16 protein-coding genes are annotated in these 17,560 nt (G+C 60.8%); 3 read left to right on the top strand and 13 right to left on the bottom strand.

The window, feature by feature from the left end:
- Window positions 1-162 precede the first annotated feature (162 nt).
- The 3 genes from P0D84_RS32745 to P0D84_RS32755 all read left to right on the top strand — a co-directional run bounded on the left by P0D84_RS32745 (window position 163) and on the right by P0D84_RS32755 (window position 2,779).
- Window positions 163-498, top strand: a complete 336-nt coding sequence (locus tag P0D84_RS32745) for a helix-turn-helix domain-containing protein (protein WP_408343538.1) — start codon at window positions 163-165, stop codon at window positions 496-498.
- Window positions 485-1,741, top strand: a complete 1,257-nt coding sequence (locus P0D84_RS32750; RefSeq protein ID WP_408343540.1) for a type II toxin-antitoxin system HipA family toxin — start codon at window positions 485-487, stop codon at window positions 1,739-1,741. The genes P0D84_RS32745 and P0D84_RS32750 overlap by 14 nt, the downstream gene beginning before the upstream one ends.
- Before the next feature lie 180 nt (window positions 1,742-1,921).
- Window positions 1,922-2,779, top strand: coding sequence for a PA4780 family RIO1-like protein kinase (locus tag P0D84_RS32755; RefSeq protein ID WP_408343542.1), 858 nt, complete (start codon window positions 1,922-1,924; stop codon window positions 2,777-2,779).
- An 88-nt stretch (window positions 2,780-2,867) separates the two neighbouring features.
- On the opposite strand, the gene P0D84_RS32760 is transcribed toward P0D84_RS32755, so the two are convergent.
- From P0D84_RS32760 to P0D84_RS32820, 13 genes are all read right to left on the bottom strand, one after another.
- Window positions 2,868-3,929, bottom strand: coding sequence for a LacI family DNA-binding transcriptional regulator (locus tag P0D84_RS32760; protein ID WP_408343544.1), 1,062 nt, complete (start codon window positions 3,927-3,929; stop codon window positions 2,868-2,870).
- A gap of 51 nt (window positions 3,930-3,980) precedes the next feature.
- Window positions 3,981-5,243, bottom strand: coding sequence for an ABC transporter ATP-binding protein (locus tag P0D84_RS32765; protein WP_408343546.1), 1,263 nt, complete (start codon window positions 5,241-5,243; stop codon window positions 3,981-3,983).
- A 15-nt stretch (window positions 5,244-5,258) separates the two neighbouring features.
- Window positions 5,259-6,170, bottom strand: coding sequence for a carbohydrate ABC transporter permease (locus P0D84_RS32770; RefSeq protein WP_408343549.1), 912 nt, complete (start codon window positions 6,168-6,170; stop codon window positions 5,259-5,261).
- On the bottom strand, window positions 6,170-7,111 hold the full coding sequence (locus P0D84_RS32775; RefSeq protein WP_408343551.1) for a carbohydrate ABC transporter permease: 942 nt from the start codon (window positions 7,109-7,111) through the stop codon (window positions 6,170-6,172). Before P0D84_RS32775 ends, P0D84_RS32770 begins: the two co-directional genes overlap by 1 nt.
- A gap of 9 nt (window positions 7,112-7,120) precedes the next feature.
- Window positions 7,121-8,362 (bottom strand): ABC transporter substrate-binding protein, encoded by a 1,242-nt coding sequence (locus P0D84_RS32780; RefSeq protein WP_408343553.1) that lies wholly within the window; start codon window positions 8,360-8,362, stop codon window positions 7,121-7,123.
- A 63-nt stretch (window positions 8,363-8,425) separates the two neighbouring features.
- The gene (locus P0D84_RS32785; protein ID WP_408343555.1) at window positions 8,426-9,841 is read right to left on the bottom strand and encodes a GH1 family beta-glucosidase; all 1,416 of its coding nucleotides are present in this window, start codon (window positions 9,839-9,841) and stop codon (window positions 8,426-8,428) included.
- A 309-nt stretch (window positions 9,842-10,150) separates the two neighbouring features.
- Window positions 10,151-10,576, bottom strand: a complete 426-nt coding sequence (locus tag P0D84_RS32790; protein ID WP_408343557.1) for a hypothetical protein — start codon at window positions 10,574-10,576, stop codon at window positions 10,151-10,153.
- Window positions 10,577-11,274: 698 nt separating this feature from the next.
- Window positions 11,275-12,492, bottom strand: a complete 1,218-nt coding sequence (locus tag P0D84_RS32795) for a DUF2252 domain-containing protein (protein ID WP_408343559.1) — start codon at window positions 12,490-12,492, stop codon at window positions 11,275-11,277.
- Window positions 12,493-12,559: 67 nt separating this feature from the next.
- A complete protein-coding gene (locus P0D84_RS32800; RefSeq protein WP_408343561.1) occupies window positions 12,560-12,790 on the bottom strand; it encodes a hypothetical protein in 231 nt (76 codons plus the stop codon).
- 475 nt (window positions 12,791-13,265) lie between these two features.
- Window positions 13,266-14,243, bottom strand: coding sequence for a transcriptional regulator FtrA (ftrA, locus tag P0D84_RS32805; protein WP_408343563.1), 978 nt, complete (start codon window positions 14,241-14,243; stop codon window positions 13,266-13,268).
- 187 nt (window positions 14,244-14,430) lie between these two features.
- Entirely contained in the window at window positions 14,431-14,841 is a 411-nt protein-coding gene (locus P0D84_RS32810) for a rhodanese-like domain-containing protein (RefSeq protein WP_408343565.1), read from the bottom strand.
- A gap of 157 nt (window positions 14,842-14,998) precedes the next feature.
- On the bottom strand, window positions 14,999-16,108 hold the full coding sequence (locus tag P0D84_RS32815; protein ID WP_408343567.1) for a M14 family metallopeptidase: 1,110 nt from the start codon (window positions 16,106-16,108) through the stop codon (window positions 14,999-15,001).
- A 42-nt stretch (window positions 16,109-16,150) separates the two neighbouring features.
- Window positions 16,151-17,344: a M20 aminoacylase family protein gene (locus P0D84_RS32820; protein ID WP_408343569.1), complete on the bottom strand. Its 1,194-nt coding sequence runs from the start codon at window positions 17,342-17,344 to the stop codon at window positions 16,151-16,153.
- Between the last annotated feature and the right edge of the window lie 216 nt (window positions 17,345-17,560).

A 17,560-nucleotide genomic window follows, 5' to 3' on the forward strand; every position in this document is an offset into this window, starting at 1 on the left:
AAGTATCGGACACTTCAATTCAATTTATGTACCGTCGACAACGATTTTCGAGTTCCGGATCTAGTGTTTTGTCCGATATTTTTGACATAACTTCAATATTTGCCTAATCTATCGGACATGCCCCGCACCTTTCAGCGCCCCTTTCCGTCGGTCGAGAAGCAGATGCGTGCTCTCGGCGAGCGGCTGAAACTCGCCCGCCTGCGGCGCGAACTCCCAACCGTCCTGTTCGCGGAGCGCCTGGGCATTTCGCGCGATACGTTGAGCCGCCTTGAGAAAGGCGATCCGAATATCGCGCTCGGCACCTACATGCGTGCGCTTCGCGTGTTGGGGCTCGACAAGGACATGGACGCCATCGCCCGCGACGACGAACTCGGGCGCAAGCTGCAGGATCTCAAGTTGCCGGGGCAGCGAAAACCACGCACGAACACGTCCGGCGTCGCCCTCATCAAAGCGGAACGGCCGGCAAGAAAAACGAAGAAAACCGATGGTCAGCAATAAACCGCGAGATGCGTTCAAGGTATTTCTCGACGCAGCCGAATTGAACAGCCAGCAACAGGTCGGCACCTTGTATCGCCAGACTGCACGCACCGACTTGCCTGCATCGTTTGCTTACGCGAAAAGCTGGGTAGACGGGCGCAATGCATTCATGCTCGATCCGCGCCTCGAGTTATGGACCGACGAACAATACCCGCCTGCGAAGTCCGCCGCATTCGGCGTCTTCATGGACTCAGCGCCGGATCGCTGGGGCCGCGTCCTGATGGAGCGCCGCGAAGCCGCGGCCGCGGATCGCGAAGACCGGCCCATGCGTAATTTGCAGGAAATCGATTTCCTGCTCGGCGTCCACGATCTGACGAGAGTCGGCGCGCTGCGGTTTCAGAACGTGGAAGGTCATTTTCTCGACAACAGCGCCGACGCCGCGCCGCCGGTCACCGACCTCGAAACCCTGGCGTATATCAGCCTGCGCATCGAGGAAGCAGATATCGAAAAGCTGCCCGAGTACGAGCAGTGGCTCGCCATGCTGATCGCCCCTGGCACGTCGCTCGGCGGCGCTCGCCCGAAAGCCAACTTCAGCAGCCTCGGCGACGATCTCTGGATCGCCAAATTCCCCGCGAAAGACGACCGTTACGACATCGGCGCATGGGAATACATCGTGCACCGGTTGGCGAGGAACGCCGGCATCTGGGTGCCGCAGTCCGAACTCAGGTACGTCGGTGCGCGCTACGGCACGTTCTGCGTCGAACGATTCGATCGCCGTGAAGGCAGCCGGCGCATGTACACCTCCGCCATGACCTTGCTCGAACGTCAGGATGGCGAATCGGACGCAAGCTATCTGGACATTGCCGAGTATCTTGCCGGCAACGGCGCGCAAGGTCATATCGAGGGCGATCTCGCTCAGCTCTTCAGAAGGGTCGTCTTCAACGTACTCGTGGGAAACCGGGACGATCATCTTCGTAATCACGGGTTCATTCGCGAGGCCTCCGGCTGGCGGCTCTCGCCGGCGTTCGACATGAATCCAAACCCGAGCAAGCGAGAACACGCGCTCACGCTGGACGGTATCAGCGCCCTGCCGAGCCTTGAAACCACGCTCGAAACCGCCGAGTTTTATCGAATCGACGAGGGGCAAGCGCGTCGCATCGTCGCGGAAGTTCAAGACGCCGTCAAACCATGGCGGCAAGAAGCTGCCGCGCTCAATCTGTCCCGGCCCGAAATCCAGCGAATGGAGAACGTCTTTCAGGCTTGATGCCTTCGATTGGCAGCGAAGTGTACGAGGCGTGCCGGTCACAACGGGCACCTTCACGCCGGCGTTCCGGTAGATGGCCTCGCACCCCGTATAATCCGGCATGATCCGAATTTCCCTCCCTACGCTCCCGCAAGCCGCCACCCATGGCCGCTGCGCCGCCCTCCACCCCACGGCGGCCGCATGAAAACACCCAAACGTCTGCTGCCGCTGGTCGAAGAAGGCCTGATTGACGAAGTCATCTCGCAGTTGATGAGCGGCAAGGAAGCCACCGTGTACGTGGTCCGCAGCGGCGAATCCACCCGCTGCGCGAAGGTCTATAAGGATGCCAAACAGCGCAGTTTCCGCCAGGCTGCGTCCTATCGCGAAGGCCGCAAGGTCAAGAACAGCCGCCAGCAGCGCGCAATGGAAAAAGGCAGCCGCTATGGCCGCGAAGTGCAGGAACAGGCGTGGCAGAACGCGGAAGTGGATGCGCTGTTCCAGCTCGCCAACGCCGGCGTGCGCGTGCCGCAGCCCTTCATCTGCACCGACGGCGTATTGCTGATGGAATTGGTGACCGATGCGGACGGCAACGTCGCGCCGCGTCTGAACGATGTCGAGATGACCGAAGCGCGCGCGCTCGAATTGCACGCGCTGCTGCTCAACCAGGTGGTGCGCATGCTGTGCGCCGGCATGATTCACGGCGACCTGTCCGAATACAACATCCTGCTCGCAGCGGACGGCCCGGTGATTATCGACCTGCCCCAAGCCGTGGACGCCGCGGGCAATCTGGAAGCGCCCGCCATGCTGGAGCGCGACGTAAACAACCTCGCCACCTATTTCGGCCGCTTCGCGCCCGCCTTGCTCGACTCGAGCTACGGCAAGGAAATCTGGTCGCTATACGAAGCGGGCGCATTGCACGTGGATGTGGAATTGACCGGCCGGGTCGAACTGGACACCACGCCGATCGATCTCGAAAGCGTGCTACAGGAACTCGAAGACACGCGGCTCGACGAAGAAGCGCGCCTGCGCTACGAACAGTCGCTGCGCAGCGGGACCTGACAACCCTGAGCAGCCCCGGCGCAACGCGTAAGCGGTTCATGAGCGGCGTCGTAGCTTGCGCGCACCTGCATGCCGCTTCGGGAAGAAACTACGAAGCGCTACTGCAACTGGCCGTCTTGATCCTGCTCGATGAAGCGGCAGCCCCGGGTGCCGGTCCCACCGATTCCCGCATCGTCACGCTCACCGGAAACTCGCGGAAGATCTCCCACGAGGTCCGGTAGCACTGATTGACCAGCCAGCGCACCGCGTTCTGCGTCAACTCCGCCGTCGGGATGTGTACAGAGGTGAGTCCAGGCGCAGCATAGGCGGCTGAATAATCATCGTCATAGCCGATCACCGAGACTTCGTCCGGTACGGCAATGCCCGCCTGGTGGAAGCGCGCCAGCACACTCACCGCCATCGTGTCGTTCGCGCAGAAGAGCCCCGTGAAGCGCCGCTTCGAATCGAGCAGCTTCTGCGCAGCCGCGTAGCCGCCTTCCGGCGAGAAGTCCGATTCGATCAGCGTGACGTCCTCACGGGCGATGCCCTCGCGCGCCAGTTCGGCAAAGAAGCCTTCGAGCCGGATCTGATTGTCTGAGGCGCTGAACGGCCCGGAAATCACCGCGATATCCCGATGCCCGTGATCGAGCAGCGTGCGTGCCGCCAGTTCTCCGCCGCGCCGGTGATCCGCGCAGAACGACGCCTCGGGCAACTGATCGAACGCGCGATTCAGAAATACCATCTTCGGATGCATGCGATGCAGCATGTCCAGATCGTCGTCGTGCAGATCGTGGCTGATCACCACCACGCCGTCGCAATCGCGGCCGATCAGAAAACGCACCGCCTCCATGGCCTGCTCGCGCGGCGACACTTCCCCGCAGCCCGTCGCTACCACCACGTGGCGGTGCACTGCGCGCAACTCAGTGTCGGTCTGCTTGAGAATCGTGCCGTAGTAGGAGCCGAAGAAGGTCGGCACGAAAATGCCGATCATGCCAAGCGATTGCGTTGCCATGGCCCGGCCAATGGACGACGGCCGGAAATTCAGCGCTTCGATCGCCGCCTTCACGCGCGCGGCGGCATCGGCTGAAATGGGCCCCTTGCCGGAAATGGCTCGCGACGCGGTCGACATGCCGACGCCAGCCAGTGCCGCGACATCTTTGAGTGTTGCCACGCGGTTCTCCGTCAAGCCTTTTGTTGTATTCAACGACGCTTCATGCGATCACTATAGACGCGCGTCGCCTTCTTCGTCGAACAGCGAAATATGTGCGCCGTCGAACGAGAACGTCGCGGCATCCCCTATCGCCACCGGCGTTTTCGTCTGGTCGATCGACGCGATTTGCACTCCATGATAGTCGAGCCAGACGACGCGGTGGTTGCCCATCGGCTCGACCAGTGAAATGGTCGCGCGCCCGGTCATTGTCGGGCTCGAACTCTCGCCCACGTGCACGTCTTCGGCCCGTACGCCGAGCAGGCAAGGCGTACGATCCGCGGGAGCGTTTCTAAACGGGTATTGCGATACGTCGAATCGCAAATGCGCCGTACAAAAGTATAGCGAGCCCTCGCGGGCTTCCAGCGTGCCCTTGAGTACGTTCATCGCGGGCGAGCCCAGAAAAGTCGCGACGAACAGATTGTTCGGCCGTGCATAGACTTCGGCGGGCGTGCCGAACTGCTGGATCACGCCGCCGCGCATCACGGCCATGCGCGTGGCGAGCGTCATCGCTTCGACCTGATCGTGGGTCACGTAGATCATCGTCGCGCCCAGACGCTGGTGCAGTTGCTTGAGTTCGCGGCGCAATTCGGTGCGCAATTTGGCGTCGAGATTGGACAGCGGCTCGTCGAATAGAAACACGTCGGCTTCGCGCACAATCGCACGGCCGATCGCCACGCGCTGCCGCTGGCCGCCCGATAGTTGCGCCGGCTTGCGCTTGAGCAGCGGGCCGAGTTGCAACATCTCGGACGCCCGCGTGACGCGCCGCTCGATTTCCGCCTTCGGCGTGCCGTTGATGCGCAACGCAAACGACAGATTACGCTCGACGCTCATGGTCGGGTACAACGCGTACGACTGAAACACCAGCGCAATGCGGCGGTCTTTCGGGTTGGCCCAGGTCATGTCTTCGCCGGCAATCTCGATGCTGCCGTCGGTCACGTCGATCAGACCCGCGATACTGTGCAGCAAAGTGGATTTGCCGCAACCCGATGGGCCGAGCAGCACGACGAACTCGCCTGCCTGCACGTCGAGATCGAGATTCTCGATCACCGTAGTCGCGCCGAGCTGGATCTTCAGATTGCGTACCGAGACATTGGCCGGATTCGATAGACCCGCTGTATCCGCCACGCTGCCGAGGTTCGCCGCGTTTCCTACATTAACCGCGTTTCCTACATTAACCGCGTCTGCTGCATTTGCCACCGCATGTGCCGCAGGATTTGCCGCCGCATTTGCCGCCGCATTTGCCGCCGCATTTGCCACATTAGCCAGGTTTGTCATGCCCTATCCTTTGACTTATCCCTTGACGGCGCCGGACGCAATGCCGCGCACAAACCAGCGGCCCGAAATGAAGTAGACCGCTAGCGGCACCATGGAGGTCAGAATGGTCGCCGCCATATTGACGTTATAGAGCCTCTCGCCGGTCGTCGTGTTGATAATGTTGTTCAGTTGCACCGTCATCGGCAGATTTTTCGTACCGGCGAACACGAGGCCGAGAATGAAGTCGTTCCAGATGCCTGTCACCTGCATGATGACCGCGACGACGATGATCGGCGTGGACATGGGCAGCATGAGTTGCAAAAAGATGCGCCAGAAGCCGCCGCCGTCGATCCGCGCCGCCTTGAACAGCTCCTGCGGAATCGACGCGTAGTAGTTGCGGAACAGCAGCGTCATCACCGGCATGCCGAAGATGGTGTGAATCACCACGATGCCCGGCAGCGAACTGAACAGACGCACGCTCGCAAGCACGCGCACGAGCGGATAGACCATCACCTGCACGGGAATGAAGGCGCCCATCAGCAGCACGCCGAACAGCAGCCCGGCCCCGCGCGGCCGCCAGAACGACAGCGCATAGCCGTTCACCGCGCCGATCACGATCGACAACACCGTGCTCGGCACGACGATCCGCACCGAATTCCAGAAGCCGACCTGGATGCCGTTGCAATCGAGCCCGGTACACGCGGACTGCCACGCGGCACTCCATGCGTCGAGTGTGAAATGCGTCGGGAAAGCGAGCAGATTGCCGAGACGAATCTCGCTCATCGGTTTGACCGAGGTGACGAGCATCACATACAGCGGCAACAGGAAGAACAACGCGGCAGTGAGCAGGAACGCGTAGACGCCGAGGCGCGCGGGTGTAAAAGCCCGCCGGCGCCGCTGTGTACGGCTCGGCGTGCCGCCCTTCAGTGGCGGACTGAGCGTATTCATCACACTTCCTTCTTCAACGCAGCGCGGCTGCGGGCATAGAAGAATGGCGCAAGAATCGCGAGCACCGTGGCCAGCAACACGATCGACGCCGCCGACGCGAGGCCAATGTTCGCGCGGCCGAACAGATAATCCATGATGAACTTCGCCGGTACTTCACTCGCCGTGCCGGGGCCGCCTTGCGTCATGGCGACGACGGCGTCGTAAAGCTTCACGACCATCACGAAGAGCAGCACGAAGGCAGTAGAGAGGGACGGTCCGAGCATCGGCACGACGATGCTCGCATAGACGCGCCAACGCGGAATCCCGTCGATACGCGCGGCTTTCCACAGTTCGTCGTCGATACCGCGCAAGCCGGCCAGCAACAGCGCCATCACGAGGCCGGAGGCCTGCCACACCGTCGCGATGACGATGGTGTAGATCACCCAGTCTTGATCGACGATCCAGTCGAAACGCGCATGCACGAAGCCGAGTCTGTGCAGCACGGCCTGCGCGCCCAGTTGCGGATTAAGAATCCACTGCCAGACCAGACCCGTTGCGACGAACGACATCGCATACGGATAGAGAAACACCGTACGCAACGCGCCTTCCGCCACCACGCGCTGGTCGATGAAAATCGCCAGCAACAAACCGATCACCATGCACGCCACAATGAAACATGCACCGTAAATCACGATGTTTTGCAGCGACAGCAACCAGCGGTCGTTGTTGAAGAGCCGCGTGTATTGCGTGAGGCCCGCGAAGTCGCCGGAAGGAAACGTGCGTGAGTTGCTGAGGGACACGCGCGCGGTCCAGACCATCGTGCCGAGATACGCGAACACGACAGTCAGGACCATCGGCAGCAAGGCCAGCCACACCGCAAACGGAAAACGCTTTTTCAGCGGCTTTTTCAGCGGGCTTTTGCGAGACCTGGAGCCGGCGGCGGGCAGCTTGAGCGCGTGCATGGTGAGCGCCTAGCTCTTCAACGCACTAGCAAACGCCTTCTGCGCATCGTCGACCGACTGGTTCTTGTTCCAGAAGTTCGTGATGACGTCGATCAACGCGCCCTGCGTGTCAGGCGAGAGCAGCATTTCCGGATTCGGCAACTGACGCGACTTGTCCTTCATGATCGCGATGCCCTCCTTCGCGCAGATGTCGAGACTGCTGGCGTCCACGTCGGGACGAATCGGAATCGAGCCTTTCTTCGCGCTGAATGCGACTTGCGCGGCCGGCGAGGTCATCACCGTGGCAAGCAGATTTTGCGCCTTGATCGCGTTGGCGTTATCGGTTTTCGGAAACACGAATACGTCGCCCGCGACTAGATACGGTGAGTGCGGACCGAAACCCGGGAAGCAGCCGAAGTCCTTGCCGGCAGTCTGGTTGGCCGCCGAGAATTCGCCCTTGGCCCAGTCGCCCATGATCTGCACACCGGCCTTGCCGGAAATCACCAGCGCGGTGGCATCGTTCCAGTTGCGGCCAGGCGAGCCCGGATCGACGAAGTCATGCAAGCGCTTGAACGACGCGAGTACTTTCTTGAATGCGTCGGACTTGACCGCGTTCTGGTCGCGATCGCGGTACACCTTCAGATAGAGATCGGGACCGCCGACGTCGGCGAATACCGCGTCGAACGTGATCTTTTCCTGCCAGGGCTGACCGCCGAGTGCGAGCGGGATCACACCCGCGGCTTTCAGTTTGCCGAGAGCGGCGATGAATTCATCGTAGCTTTTCGGCTCGGCGGCAATGCCGGCCTTCTGGAACACCGGCTTCGAATAGAAGAACCAGGCGGGCATGTGAATATCGACCGGCGCGGCGTAGTAATGGCCCTTCACCTTGATGCTGTCGAGAATCGACTGCGGGAATACGCTGTTCCAGTTTTCTTTCGCGGCAACGTCGTCGACATTGTTCAGCAGGCCCTGATCGATCAGGTCGTGAAACTGTTTGGAGGTATTGAACTGCGCGGCGGTGGGTGGATCGCCGCCGACGATCCGATTGATCGCGGTGGAGCGCGCCTGATCGGCGCCGGCTACCGCGTTGTCGACCCACTGGCCACCGGCCTTGTTATATGCATCGGCGAACTGGCGGATTGCAGCCGACTCGCCGCCGGAGGTCCACCAGTGAATCACGTTGGCCTTCAGGGGTTCTGCTGCATGCGCGACAACGCCATATAACGCCAGTGCTGCAACGACACCCGCCGTGGCCATTTTTCTGCTGTTCATTCCGTCTCCTCCAGGCTTTGTGCCCGTGTTTCAAGTCGACATACAAACCAGCTCCACCTGCCGTTAGACCTGTGCTTTACGCTCCTTCAAAAACTTCGCCACCCATTCCGCGCTGCGTTTGACTGTACGCTTCTGCGTACTGTAGTCGACGTGCACGACACCGAAGCGACGCTCATAACCGAACGCCCACTCGAAGTTATCCATCAGCGACCACAGAAAATAGCCGCGAATATCCACGCCGGCCTTGATCGCCTGATCGACCGCCGCGAGATGGCGCTTGAGGAACGAGATGCGCTGGGTATCGTCGACGTGGCCGTCAATCACCTTATCATCCGAGGCCATGCCGTTTTCGGTGATATAGATCGGCGGCAGGTTGGGATACGTGCGGTTGAAACCAGTCAGCAGATCGCGCAAGCCCTCGGGGTATACCTCCCAACCCATTTGCGTGCGCTCGACGCCTTCGAGCGGCACTTCGCGGAATCCGTGCGCGCCGTCGCTCGCAAGATTGCTGCGAAAGTAATAGTTGATGCCCAGGAAATCGAGCGGCGCGGAAATGGTCTGCAGGTCGCCGTCGAGAATCAGCGGTTCGGTGCCCGGCCACAGTTCGAATAGCTCTTGCGGATACGCGCCCTTGAGCAAGGGATCGAGAATCCATGCGTTGTGCTGGACTTCGAACAGATGCGCGGCACGCTGATCTGCGGCGCTGTCGCTATTGGGCGTACCGCGGCCGATGTTGGCTACGATACCCATCTGCGAGGCCGGATCGTTGGCGTGTAATACCGGGATCGCAAGACCGTGCGCGAGCAGCAGATGATGCATTGCCTGCGTCGCGAAACGTCCATCGGCGAGGCCCGGCGCGTGGTGTCCGTTGCCGTAACCGAGGTACGCCGAGCACCACGGCTCGTTGAGCGTCGCCCACGCGTCGACCGTGCCGGCCAGTTCGCGGCTCATCAGGTCGGCGTAGTCGGCAAAACGATATGCGGTGTCGCGATTGAGCCAGCCGCCGCGGTCTTCCAGATGCTGCGGCAAGTCCCAGTGATAGAGCGTCACGAAGGTCGTGATGCCCTTCTCTTTCAAGCGGTTCAGGAGGCGCTTGTAGAAGTCGAGCCCTTTGCGGTTCGGCGCGCCCGTTGTGTCCATGACGCGCGGCCACGCGATCGAGAGCCGATAGCCTTCGAGTCCAAGTGAGACCAGCATATCGACGTCTGCTTCCCACCGATGATAGTGATCGCAGGCCACCGCGCCGGTGTCGCCGGCCAGCACCTTGCCGGGTATCGCCGAGAAGGTGTCCCAGATCGACGGCAACCGGCCGTCTTCATCTACGGCGCCTTCGATCTGATAGGAGGCCGTGGCGGCGCCCAGCAGGAAGTTCTTGCGCCACAGCGAAGAGTCCGCGGGTGGCGTAAAGGGATCGGCGAGCGGGTCGTTGGAAACTGCTGAGGATCGGGTGTCGAATACAGCGGATGCGTCGTTTGCCACGGATTCTCTCCTGCGCTGAGGTCGTTGAACCGGGTACGGCGGACGTCGATGTGGAAGCTGTTTCCGAGCCCGTTCACGGCAGGAGTGGAAGCGCTTCCACAAGCGACCAGCGAACGATAGCAGTGGCGGATTCACCGCAGCAATCAGGGTTTGTCTGGAGAGGGCTGGCATGCGCGGCGGGAAAATGCGCCGCGCATGAGGGTGTTTGGCTGAAGCCGGATTGAACAGGCGGTTGGCGCTGTCCGGCGATCCAAGGTGAAGTGCTGCAACAGTCAGGTGTTACGCTGACTGATCACATACCAGGGTACGTTACGAACCCGATCCGCCATATAGATGGCGCAAGCCCGCCCCGCCGACCCTCTTGTTTCGCTCGACAATCATTAACCCGTCGCCCGCCTCAGGATAGCTAGCAAGCGGCTGTCCATCAAGGCGATCAATGTTGAACGAGTCGAGGACGAGACCTGCCGAGGTTTTATCGACGATTGCGTAAATAAGCACCGGGACACCCTCGTCGACGGATATCAGTTCACGCGTCAACGTTCTGAAATTCTCCCAGCCCCCATAGCTCTCCTCGTTGTGACTGATCGACAGGCAATAAGGAACGTTGACTTCCCGCACTATACAGGTTCGAATCTGCTCCATCCAGCGAGCTACGTCGGCACTGTAGAGCGACGCGTTGACCGATACAAGAAACTCAAGAAGCTCGCGTTCTTGAGGTCTAAAAGTTCTTTGCATCAATACTCCCTCCGATGCTATTACCGTGGCGGTCGGATCGAACCAACGCGAACAACGCCCGCGGACTGCCGATAAGCCAAGTATCCGATCCGCATGCCATCGACGGTCACATAGAAAACCTCGCCGTGACACGATGACCAAACATGGATCGGTCATTGCACTCGACCCTCTCGCCATTCACTCTTTTGATGGTCTGTCGATTGGATGCTGCGTAAAGGTCATTAATCTGCCGCGTTAACATCAAACGCGACCATAAGCAGCATGAATGCGGCTAGCAGGCGAGCCGCCATGCCCGCCACCTCCTCGGCAAATCTATTATTTTTCATAGTCATCCTTATTGGTTTTACTTGTCTTAATCACAAGCACCCGATAAGGATCATTACATCCCTGCTATCCGACAATTCCTAAATTACAATTTCCAGAATTCCCGTACACATTTTCCTCATAGATCCTACGTAATCCGTATAGAATTACGAAAGATAGCGACTGCCATCGGCGCGTCGTAGTAAGAAAAACAGAAGACCTAGACAGGCTGCACGCAGTCCCGTTGGACGCGAGATATACCTGCATCAAGATGGATGGGGACTGAGAGTCCTATCTGAGGCAACTAGAAGAAAAAGACGAGGCGCGGCGGTAGCCACCCCAAAGAGCGATGCAGAGCGCCGGGCGCCGCGTTAAGCGCCCACCATGAGGCGCCGTTAAGACTTCTTCGCCGTCAGATCGAACGCGCCGCGATCATAGGCTTCGCAATACGCCTTCCAGTCGGCGTTCACCTGCACTTCGCATTGCGTCGCCAGCTCGATCAACGGCAACTGCCAATCCCTGCGATTACCAAACGCAATCAACTCATCCGCAATCGACGACTTCTGCCGGCCACCGCTGCGCAATTGCCCCCACGCGCTCAACTCAGCCATGCTGTTGACCACTTCTTCGAGCCGCGGCAGCTTGCCGTCCCAATCGCTCAACGCCACCCTATCTTCCGAAGGTTGCAAACTGCGCAGCACATACGAGCGCTGATTGAAATCAACCGCATGCAGGAACGCTTGCGAAACCGCCTGATTGCGCCGCTGGATTTCAACCACACGCTGCGCCTCACTCTGCCACTTCGGCTGCACGGTGCGCACATGGGGGGTGACCGAAGAAGGCAGCGCCTCTTTCAGATCGATCAGATAGTTGCCGTCCGGCGAGCCTTTGCCTTCGACGAGAATCACATAGCGGTCCACGCCCAGACTGCCGGTGCCGGCAATACGCCGCGCCACGTCGATGATGCGATAGAAGTCGGGATTGGGTTCGCCGGCGGCGAATTTATACATGAAGTCAGTGACAGCGGCGCGCGCCTCGTCGCTGACCGGCAGCGCTTTCTTACCGTCCACTTTCAGCACGCGGGTCTTGCCCTTGAGCACGGTGCGGCGATCGAGATGCGCGGCGCGCGAGCGCCTCGCCAGCGCGTCGAACAGATCGCGCACCATGCCAGTCGACGTCTCCGGCTCGATCCAACGTGATTTGCCGAAGGCGAGCGCCGCGCCATAGGCATCGACCGCGGTGTGACAAAGCGCGAGTGCCTGCGCGCGGCTCAGATTGAGATCGCTCGCGCCGACCAGCACGCTCGTGAGAAGCCGCACCAGTTCGTAAAGATTAGGCGCCAGACAGGCTTCATCGAAATCGTTGTTGTCGAAATAGATCAGGCGGTTGTCAGCCTTGTAGCTACCGAAATTCTCCAGATGCATATCGCCGCAAATCCACACCGGCGGCGCTTCGTCGAATACCTTGTCATGCGGCAGACGCGCGTAAAACAGATGACAGGTGCCGCGTAAAAACACGAACGGCGAGCCGCGCATGAGCTTGTATTTCATCGCGAGCCGTTCAGGATCGCGGCCTGCATTGAAGCTGGCGATGATCTGTGCGATATCGGACATATGCTTCCCCTTTAAGCAGCTCAATGCGGGATCAGGACGGGTTCGTCGCGAGCGGATGGAATCCGCGTCAGGAGCCCGTCATCAGATAGTAACGCCCGTCCGCGCTAACGTTGAAGCCGAAACCGCATCCGGTCGGCGAGCCATGTGTCGCTACGTCGAGCGTCTCCGGCGCGGAGAGCCTGAACTCGATCAGGCATTTATCCGCGTGCTTGCCGCCATGTTTTTCATAAGGCGTGAGGTTGGTAATCCTGGCGGTGGCATCGAGCGGCGCACTACCGCCGCCATCGGTCATCGGCACGCGCGCCACGCCGTCGTAAAAACGCACATAGGCCGACAGGCTGCGCAGGCATCAGTGGCGCAACAGCAGTGACGACAACGGCAGCAGCCGCGACGGCAGTTTTGACGTTCATGAGAAAGAGAGGACTGTGACGATGACGCGTGTCGAAGACGCGCTTCAAGTGGCCGTATGCGCCGCACGATAGACGTGTAGTGCCACGGACGCCGGCGGTGATGCTGACAGAAATCAGCAATTGCGCGAACCTTGCCTGCCGCCAAAGCGGGCGGCTGATCGCGCAATTCAGTCGCAAGGCCCAGCACGGCGTTCCGTGACTATTGCACATGCGCGGAGGCTCGCATGAAGCACATTCGACACATCATGCGGCATGCATCGAGCCGCTTGTCATGCACGAGTCGTGCATGATTTTGCACATCGGCAAGCGCCCGTTTGAAATGGTTCACGCTCGCGAGCACAGCAAGACGAAAGCGATGCGCGCCTACCCGGCCGTCTGCACTCCGGCCTGCACCCCAAACTTCTTACGATACGCGCCTGGGCTCGTCAAGGCGATACGCCGGAAGTGCCGCCGCAGCGATTCCTCGGAACCGAAGCCCGCCAACTCCGCGACGCGCGAAACAGGTAGCGGGGTCGGCGCTTCAAGCAATTCTCGCGCGATCGCCACGCGTTCACGCACTAGCCATTCGTAGGGCGCCATGCCGGTGGCGTCGTGAAACTGCCGCTGCAGCGTACGCGGACTCATGGCCGCCCATTCGGCCAGCGAGCGCAAGGTATGCGGCAACGCGGGATGACGGCGCACCCAGTCCATCAGTTTCGCCAGACGGCCGCCCCCGTCTTGCGGCATCGGCCGCGGCACGAACTGCGCCTGGCCGCCCTCGCGATGCGGCGCCACCACGAGCCGCTGGGCGACCCGGTTGGCTACGGCGCTGCCATGATCGCGCCGCACCAGATGCAGCAGCATATCGAGCCCCGCCGCCGATCCCGCCGAGGTGATGATCTGGCTTTCGTCGACATACAACGCATCCGGTTGCACGTGCAATTGTGGATAACGCTGCTGCAATTTGTCGGCGTAGCGCCAGTGCGTAGTGACGGTTTTGCCGTCGAGCACGCCCGAGGCGGCCAGCACGAACACGCCGGAGCAGATCGAACAAAGGCGCGCGCCGCGCGCGTAGGCGGCGCGAATCTTCTTCAGCAGCGGCTCGGGCGGCAACTCGTCGGCATCGCGCCAGCCGGGAATGACGATCGTGTCAGCCCGATCCAGCAGCTTGAGCGTGTATGGCGCGGCGACGGTAATGCCGCCGGCGGCGCGAATCGGACCGGGTTCGCTCGCGCACACCGCGAAGCGATACCAGTCCACGCCGAGTTCCGGACGCTCGAGCGCGAACAGTTCGGTCACGCAGCCGAATTCGAACGTACAGAGCCGGTCGTAAGCCAGCGCGACGACAAGATGATTGTGCATGGCGTGATGTTACCGGAGATCGACGATTACGCCACTTAGCCGGAGCGGGCGGCGTCGTGACAATGAAGACTCCAGGTGTCGCTGCACAAGAGAAGCGAGAAAAAATGCGATGTGATCATTTTTCCCGTCACAGGTGTGCCGTTCGGATCTGCCTCCATGCATCGAGTGCGAGCGGATCGCACCGAGCTCAACCCTCATCGGCAATAGCTAGCTGGAAACCCTCGTCGAGCCAACCTGTAATGCCGCCGATCATGACCTTAACAGGGCGGCCGAGCTGGGCAAGCCTGATTGCGGCGCGCGTTGCTCCGTTGCAGTGAGAGCCCGCGCAATAGGTGACGAAGAGCGTATCGGGCGGATATTCGGCGAGCTTCGATGCCACGATCTTGCCGTGTGGAAGATTCACTGCATCTGGCAGATGGCCACGCGAGAAATGCGCGGGACCGCGCACGTCGAGCAGTACGAAATCGACCGAACGCGGGTCGTCGCTCGCGAGTGCCGCGTGGACGTCGGCGCAATCGGTTTCGAACGACAGCGACGCGCTGAAGTGGGCATACGCGGCGGCGCTATCGGCAGCGGGAACAGCTGAGACCGGGGTCATTCAAGGCTCCTTATGTGTGAATCGTTGTTCACACATTGTCCCGTTCTCATGCACAGTGAGCCAGCGGCGCAATTGACAGATTTCAGTAACATCACGCCATGGCGCTATCCGCGCTAAAACTCGTTACCGCGCTCCCGCGCGCATCTCGATACCTCGGTCACTTTGACCCGACGCTCGCCGATTCGCGCGACAGCCCCATGACAGCTTGCAGAATCGCCGCGCGCGCCTGTCCGAGAATCATCCCCCGCCATGCGTCGTCATCGCAGTCGAAGGCTGCGCGAATAGCCTGGTGGATCGCGCTGATCTGCTGCTTCTCCGCCTGGGGATGCTGACGTAGCCAGACATCGGCACGCAGCATGTGCAACATGTCGACGAGTGGAATCGTGCCGTATTCGATCGCGATCGCCGTGGTGTCGGCATGCATGCAGGTCCGGCGCAGCGTGTCGAGCACGGGTCCCGCTACGTTTGCCGCAACCGACGTGCCGTCCAGCGGACTCGTCACGTCGGCACCCCACCAGTCGCGGGCGCGCTGCAGCTCGCCGTTACCGAGCTGCCCCACGCAGATTTTCTCGCCGTGTCCGTACGGGCCCAGTCCCGTATGAAAATCGATCCAGCCAATGCTGTCGCACGCTGCGCTATGCTGCTCGAACACCATCTGCAATACCCGCGTGCTCCAGACAGAACGATGGCCGCCGAAGAACATGCCGTCGGCATGCTGATATTGCCCCACTGTCAGAGCCTGCTGATAGGCCTGTTCACCGCGTTGTGAGATGTAGTCTGCAATGGCCGCCGCGTTCTCGTCCGACGGCGGCCAGCTCGACGGCACCAGCAACGCGTGCAGATCGTCATAGGCGGGATTGACCGGCAGCGGCAGAGAAAAATCGATGCTGTTGCGATTCAGATCGACGTTGTCCTCGTTCGTGCGGCTCAAATGCGAGAAGCCGTACGGATTGATCGCGTGGACCACCAGGATCGCGACATTCAGTTTGTCGAGTAACGCTTGCAGCGGTCGGTCGTGCAACAACGCGATCTGCGCCGCCGAGCCGCAGAAGCCCTCGACCCCGTGTGTGCCGGACGTCAGCACGAGCATCCGCCGCGCCATGGCGGGGCCGAGTCGCACGACATCGGTCGACAGGTCTTCGCCTTCGAGACCCTGGTGCCCCGGTATCACGTGCCTTTCCACGCGTGCCTGAATAGCCGCGGCGGCCCGCCTGTACCGCTCGCGGGCGTTCGCATATGAGCGCTGGAAATACTGTGATTCGTTCATCGGTTCTCCTCGTGAGACGTGTATCTGCGCGCCGCCTGACACTTACGCGGGCGTCAGGAACGATTCGGTGAGGCGCACCCAGTAGGTCGAACCTAGCGACAGGACGTCGTCGTTGAAGTCATAGCTCGTGTTGTGCAGCATGCAGGGGCCGAGACCGTGACCGTAGTCCCGATGATCGCCGTGACCATTGCCGATGTACGCGTAGCAGCCCGGCTTCTCGAGCAACATGAACGAGAAATCTTCGGCGCCCATGGTCGGATCGATGTTCGTCTCCACTCGATCCTGGCCCACGATATCCTGCATCACGCCCAGTGCGAAATGCGTTTCCCTCTCCGTATTGACGGTCGGAGGATAGTTGCGCCTGAACGAGAACTCGACGCTGCAGCCATAGGCGAGCGCCGTCGCTTCGGCGAGCTGCTTCATGCGGGTTTCGATCAGGTCGAGCACGTCCACCGAGAACGTGCGCACCGTGCCGGCAAGCGTCGCCGTATCGGGAATCACGTTGACGGCTTCGCCCGCATTGATCTGCGTGATCGACAGGACCGCCGCGTCGATCGGACGCTTGTTGCGCGTCATGATGCTCTGCAGGCCCGTGCCGATCTGCATCGCGGTGAATACAGGATCGATGCCATTGTGCGGAATGGCCGCGTGCGCGCCGACACCCTTCACCTGAATGCGGAATTCGTTGCTCGACGCCTGCGTCGCGCCGACCCGCGCGCCGAATTCTCCGGCAGCCATACCCGGCCAGTTGTGAAGCGCGAACACAGCATCGACCGGAAAACGTTCGAACAGTCCGTCTTCGATCATGGCCTTTGCGCCGCCGCCGCCCTCCTCGGCAGGCTGAAAAATGAACACGACGGTGCCATCGAAATTCCGGTGTTGGGAAAGATACTGCGCCGCGCCGAGCAGCATGGCGGTATGGCCGTCGTGGCCGCACGCATGCATCTTGCCGGTATGCTGGGACGCATGCGCGAACGTGTTGAGTTCCTGGATCGGAAGTGCATCCATGTCGGCACGCAAGCCGATCGCCTTGCGGCTGGAGCCGTTACGCAGCACGCCGACGACGCCCGTCTTGCCCAGTCCGCGCGTAACTTCGATTCCCCAGGACGCGAGCTTCTGAGCGACGACGTCCGCTGTACGGTTCTCTTCGTAGCAGAGTTCCGGGTGCGCGTGAATGTCGCGACGAATGGCCTGGATCTCAGCTTGAGCCTGGGTAATCTCGGGAATGATTTTCATGAGGGTTCCTGCTTTCTTAAGAAGTGGTTCGTTTGAGCGGTTACATCAGGGGCTGCTTCGAGCGGTCCTTCACCAGTGCAATCGTGACGAATCCGACGTCTCCCTTGAGCACGGCAAATAGTCTGTTTCCGGATAAATCAAGCGGCCCGTTCAGCACTGAAACGCAGTTGAGTCACCTTCATGCCTTGTGCCCGATACCGGTTCGTCTTTCGGCTA

The sequence above is a fragment of the Paraburkholderia sp. RL17-337-BIB-A genome (assembly GCF_046025895.1).
GTDB lineage: Bacteria > Pseudomonadota > Gammaproteobacteria > Burkholderiales > Burkholderiaceae > Paraburkholderia > Paraburkholderia fungorum_C.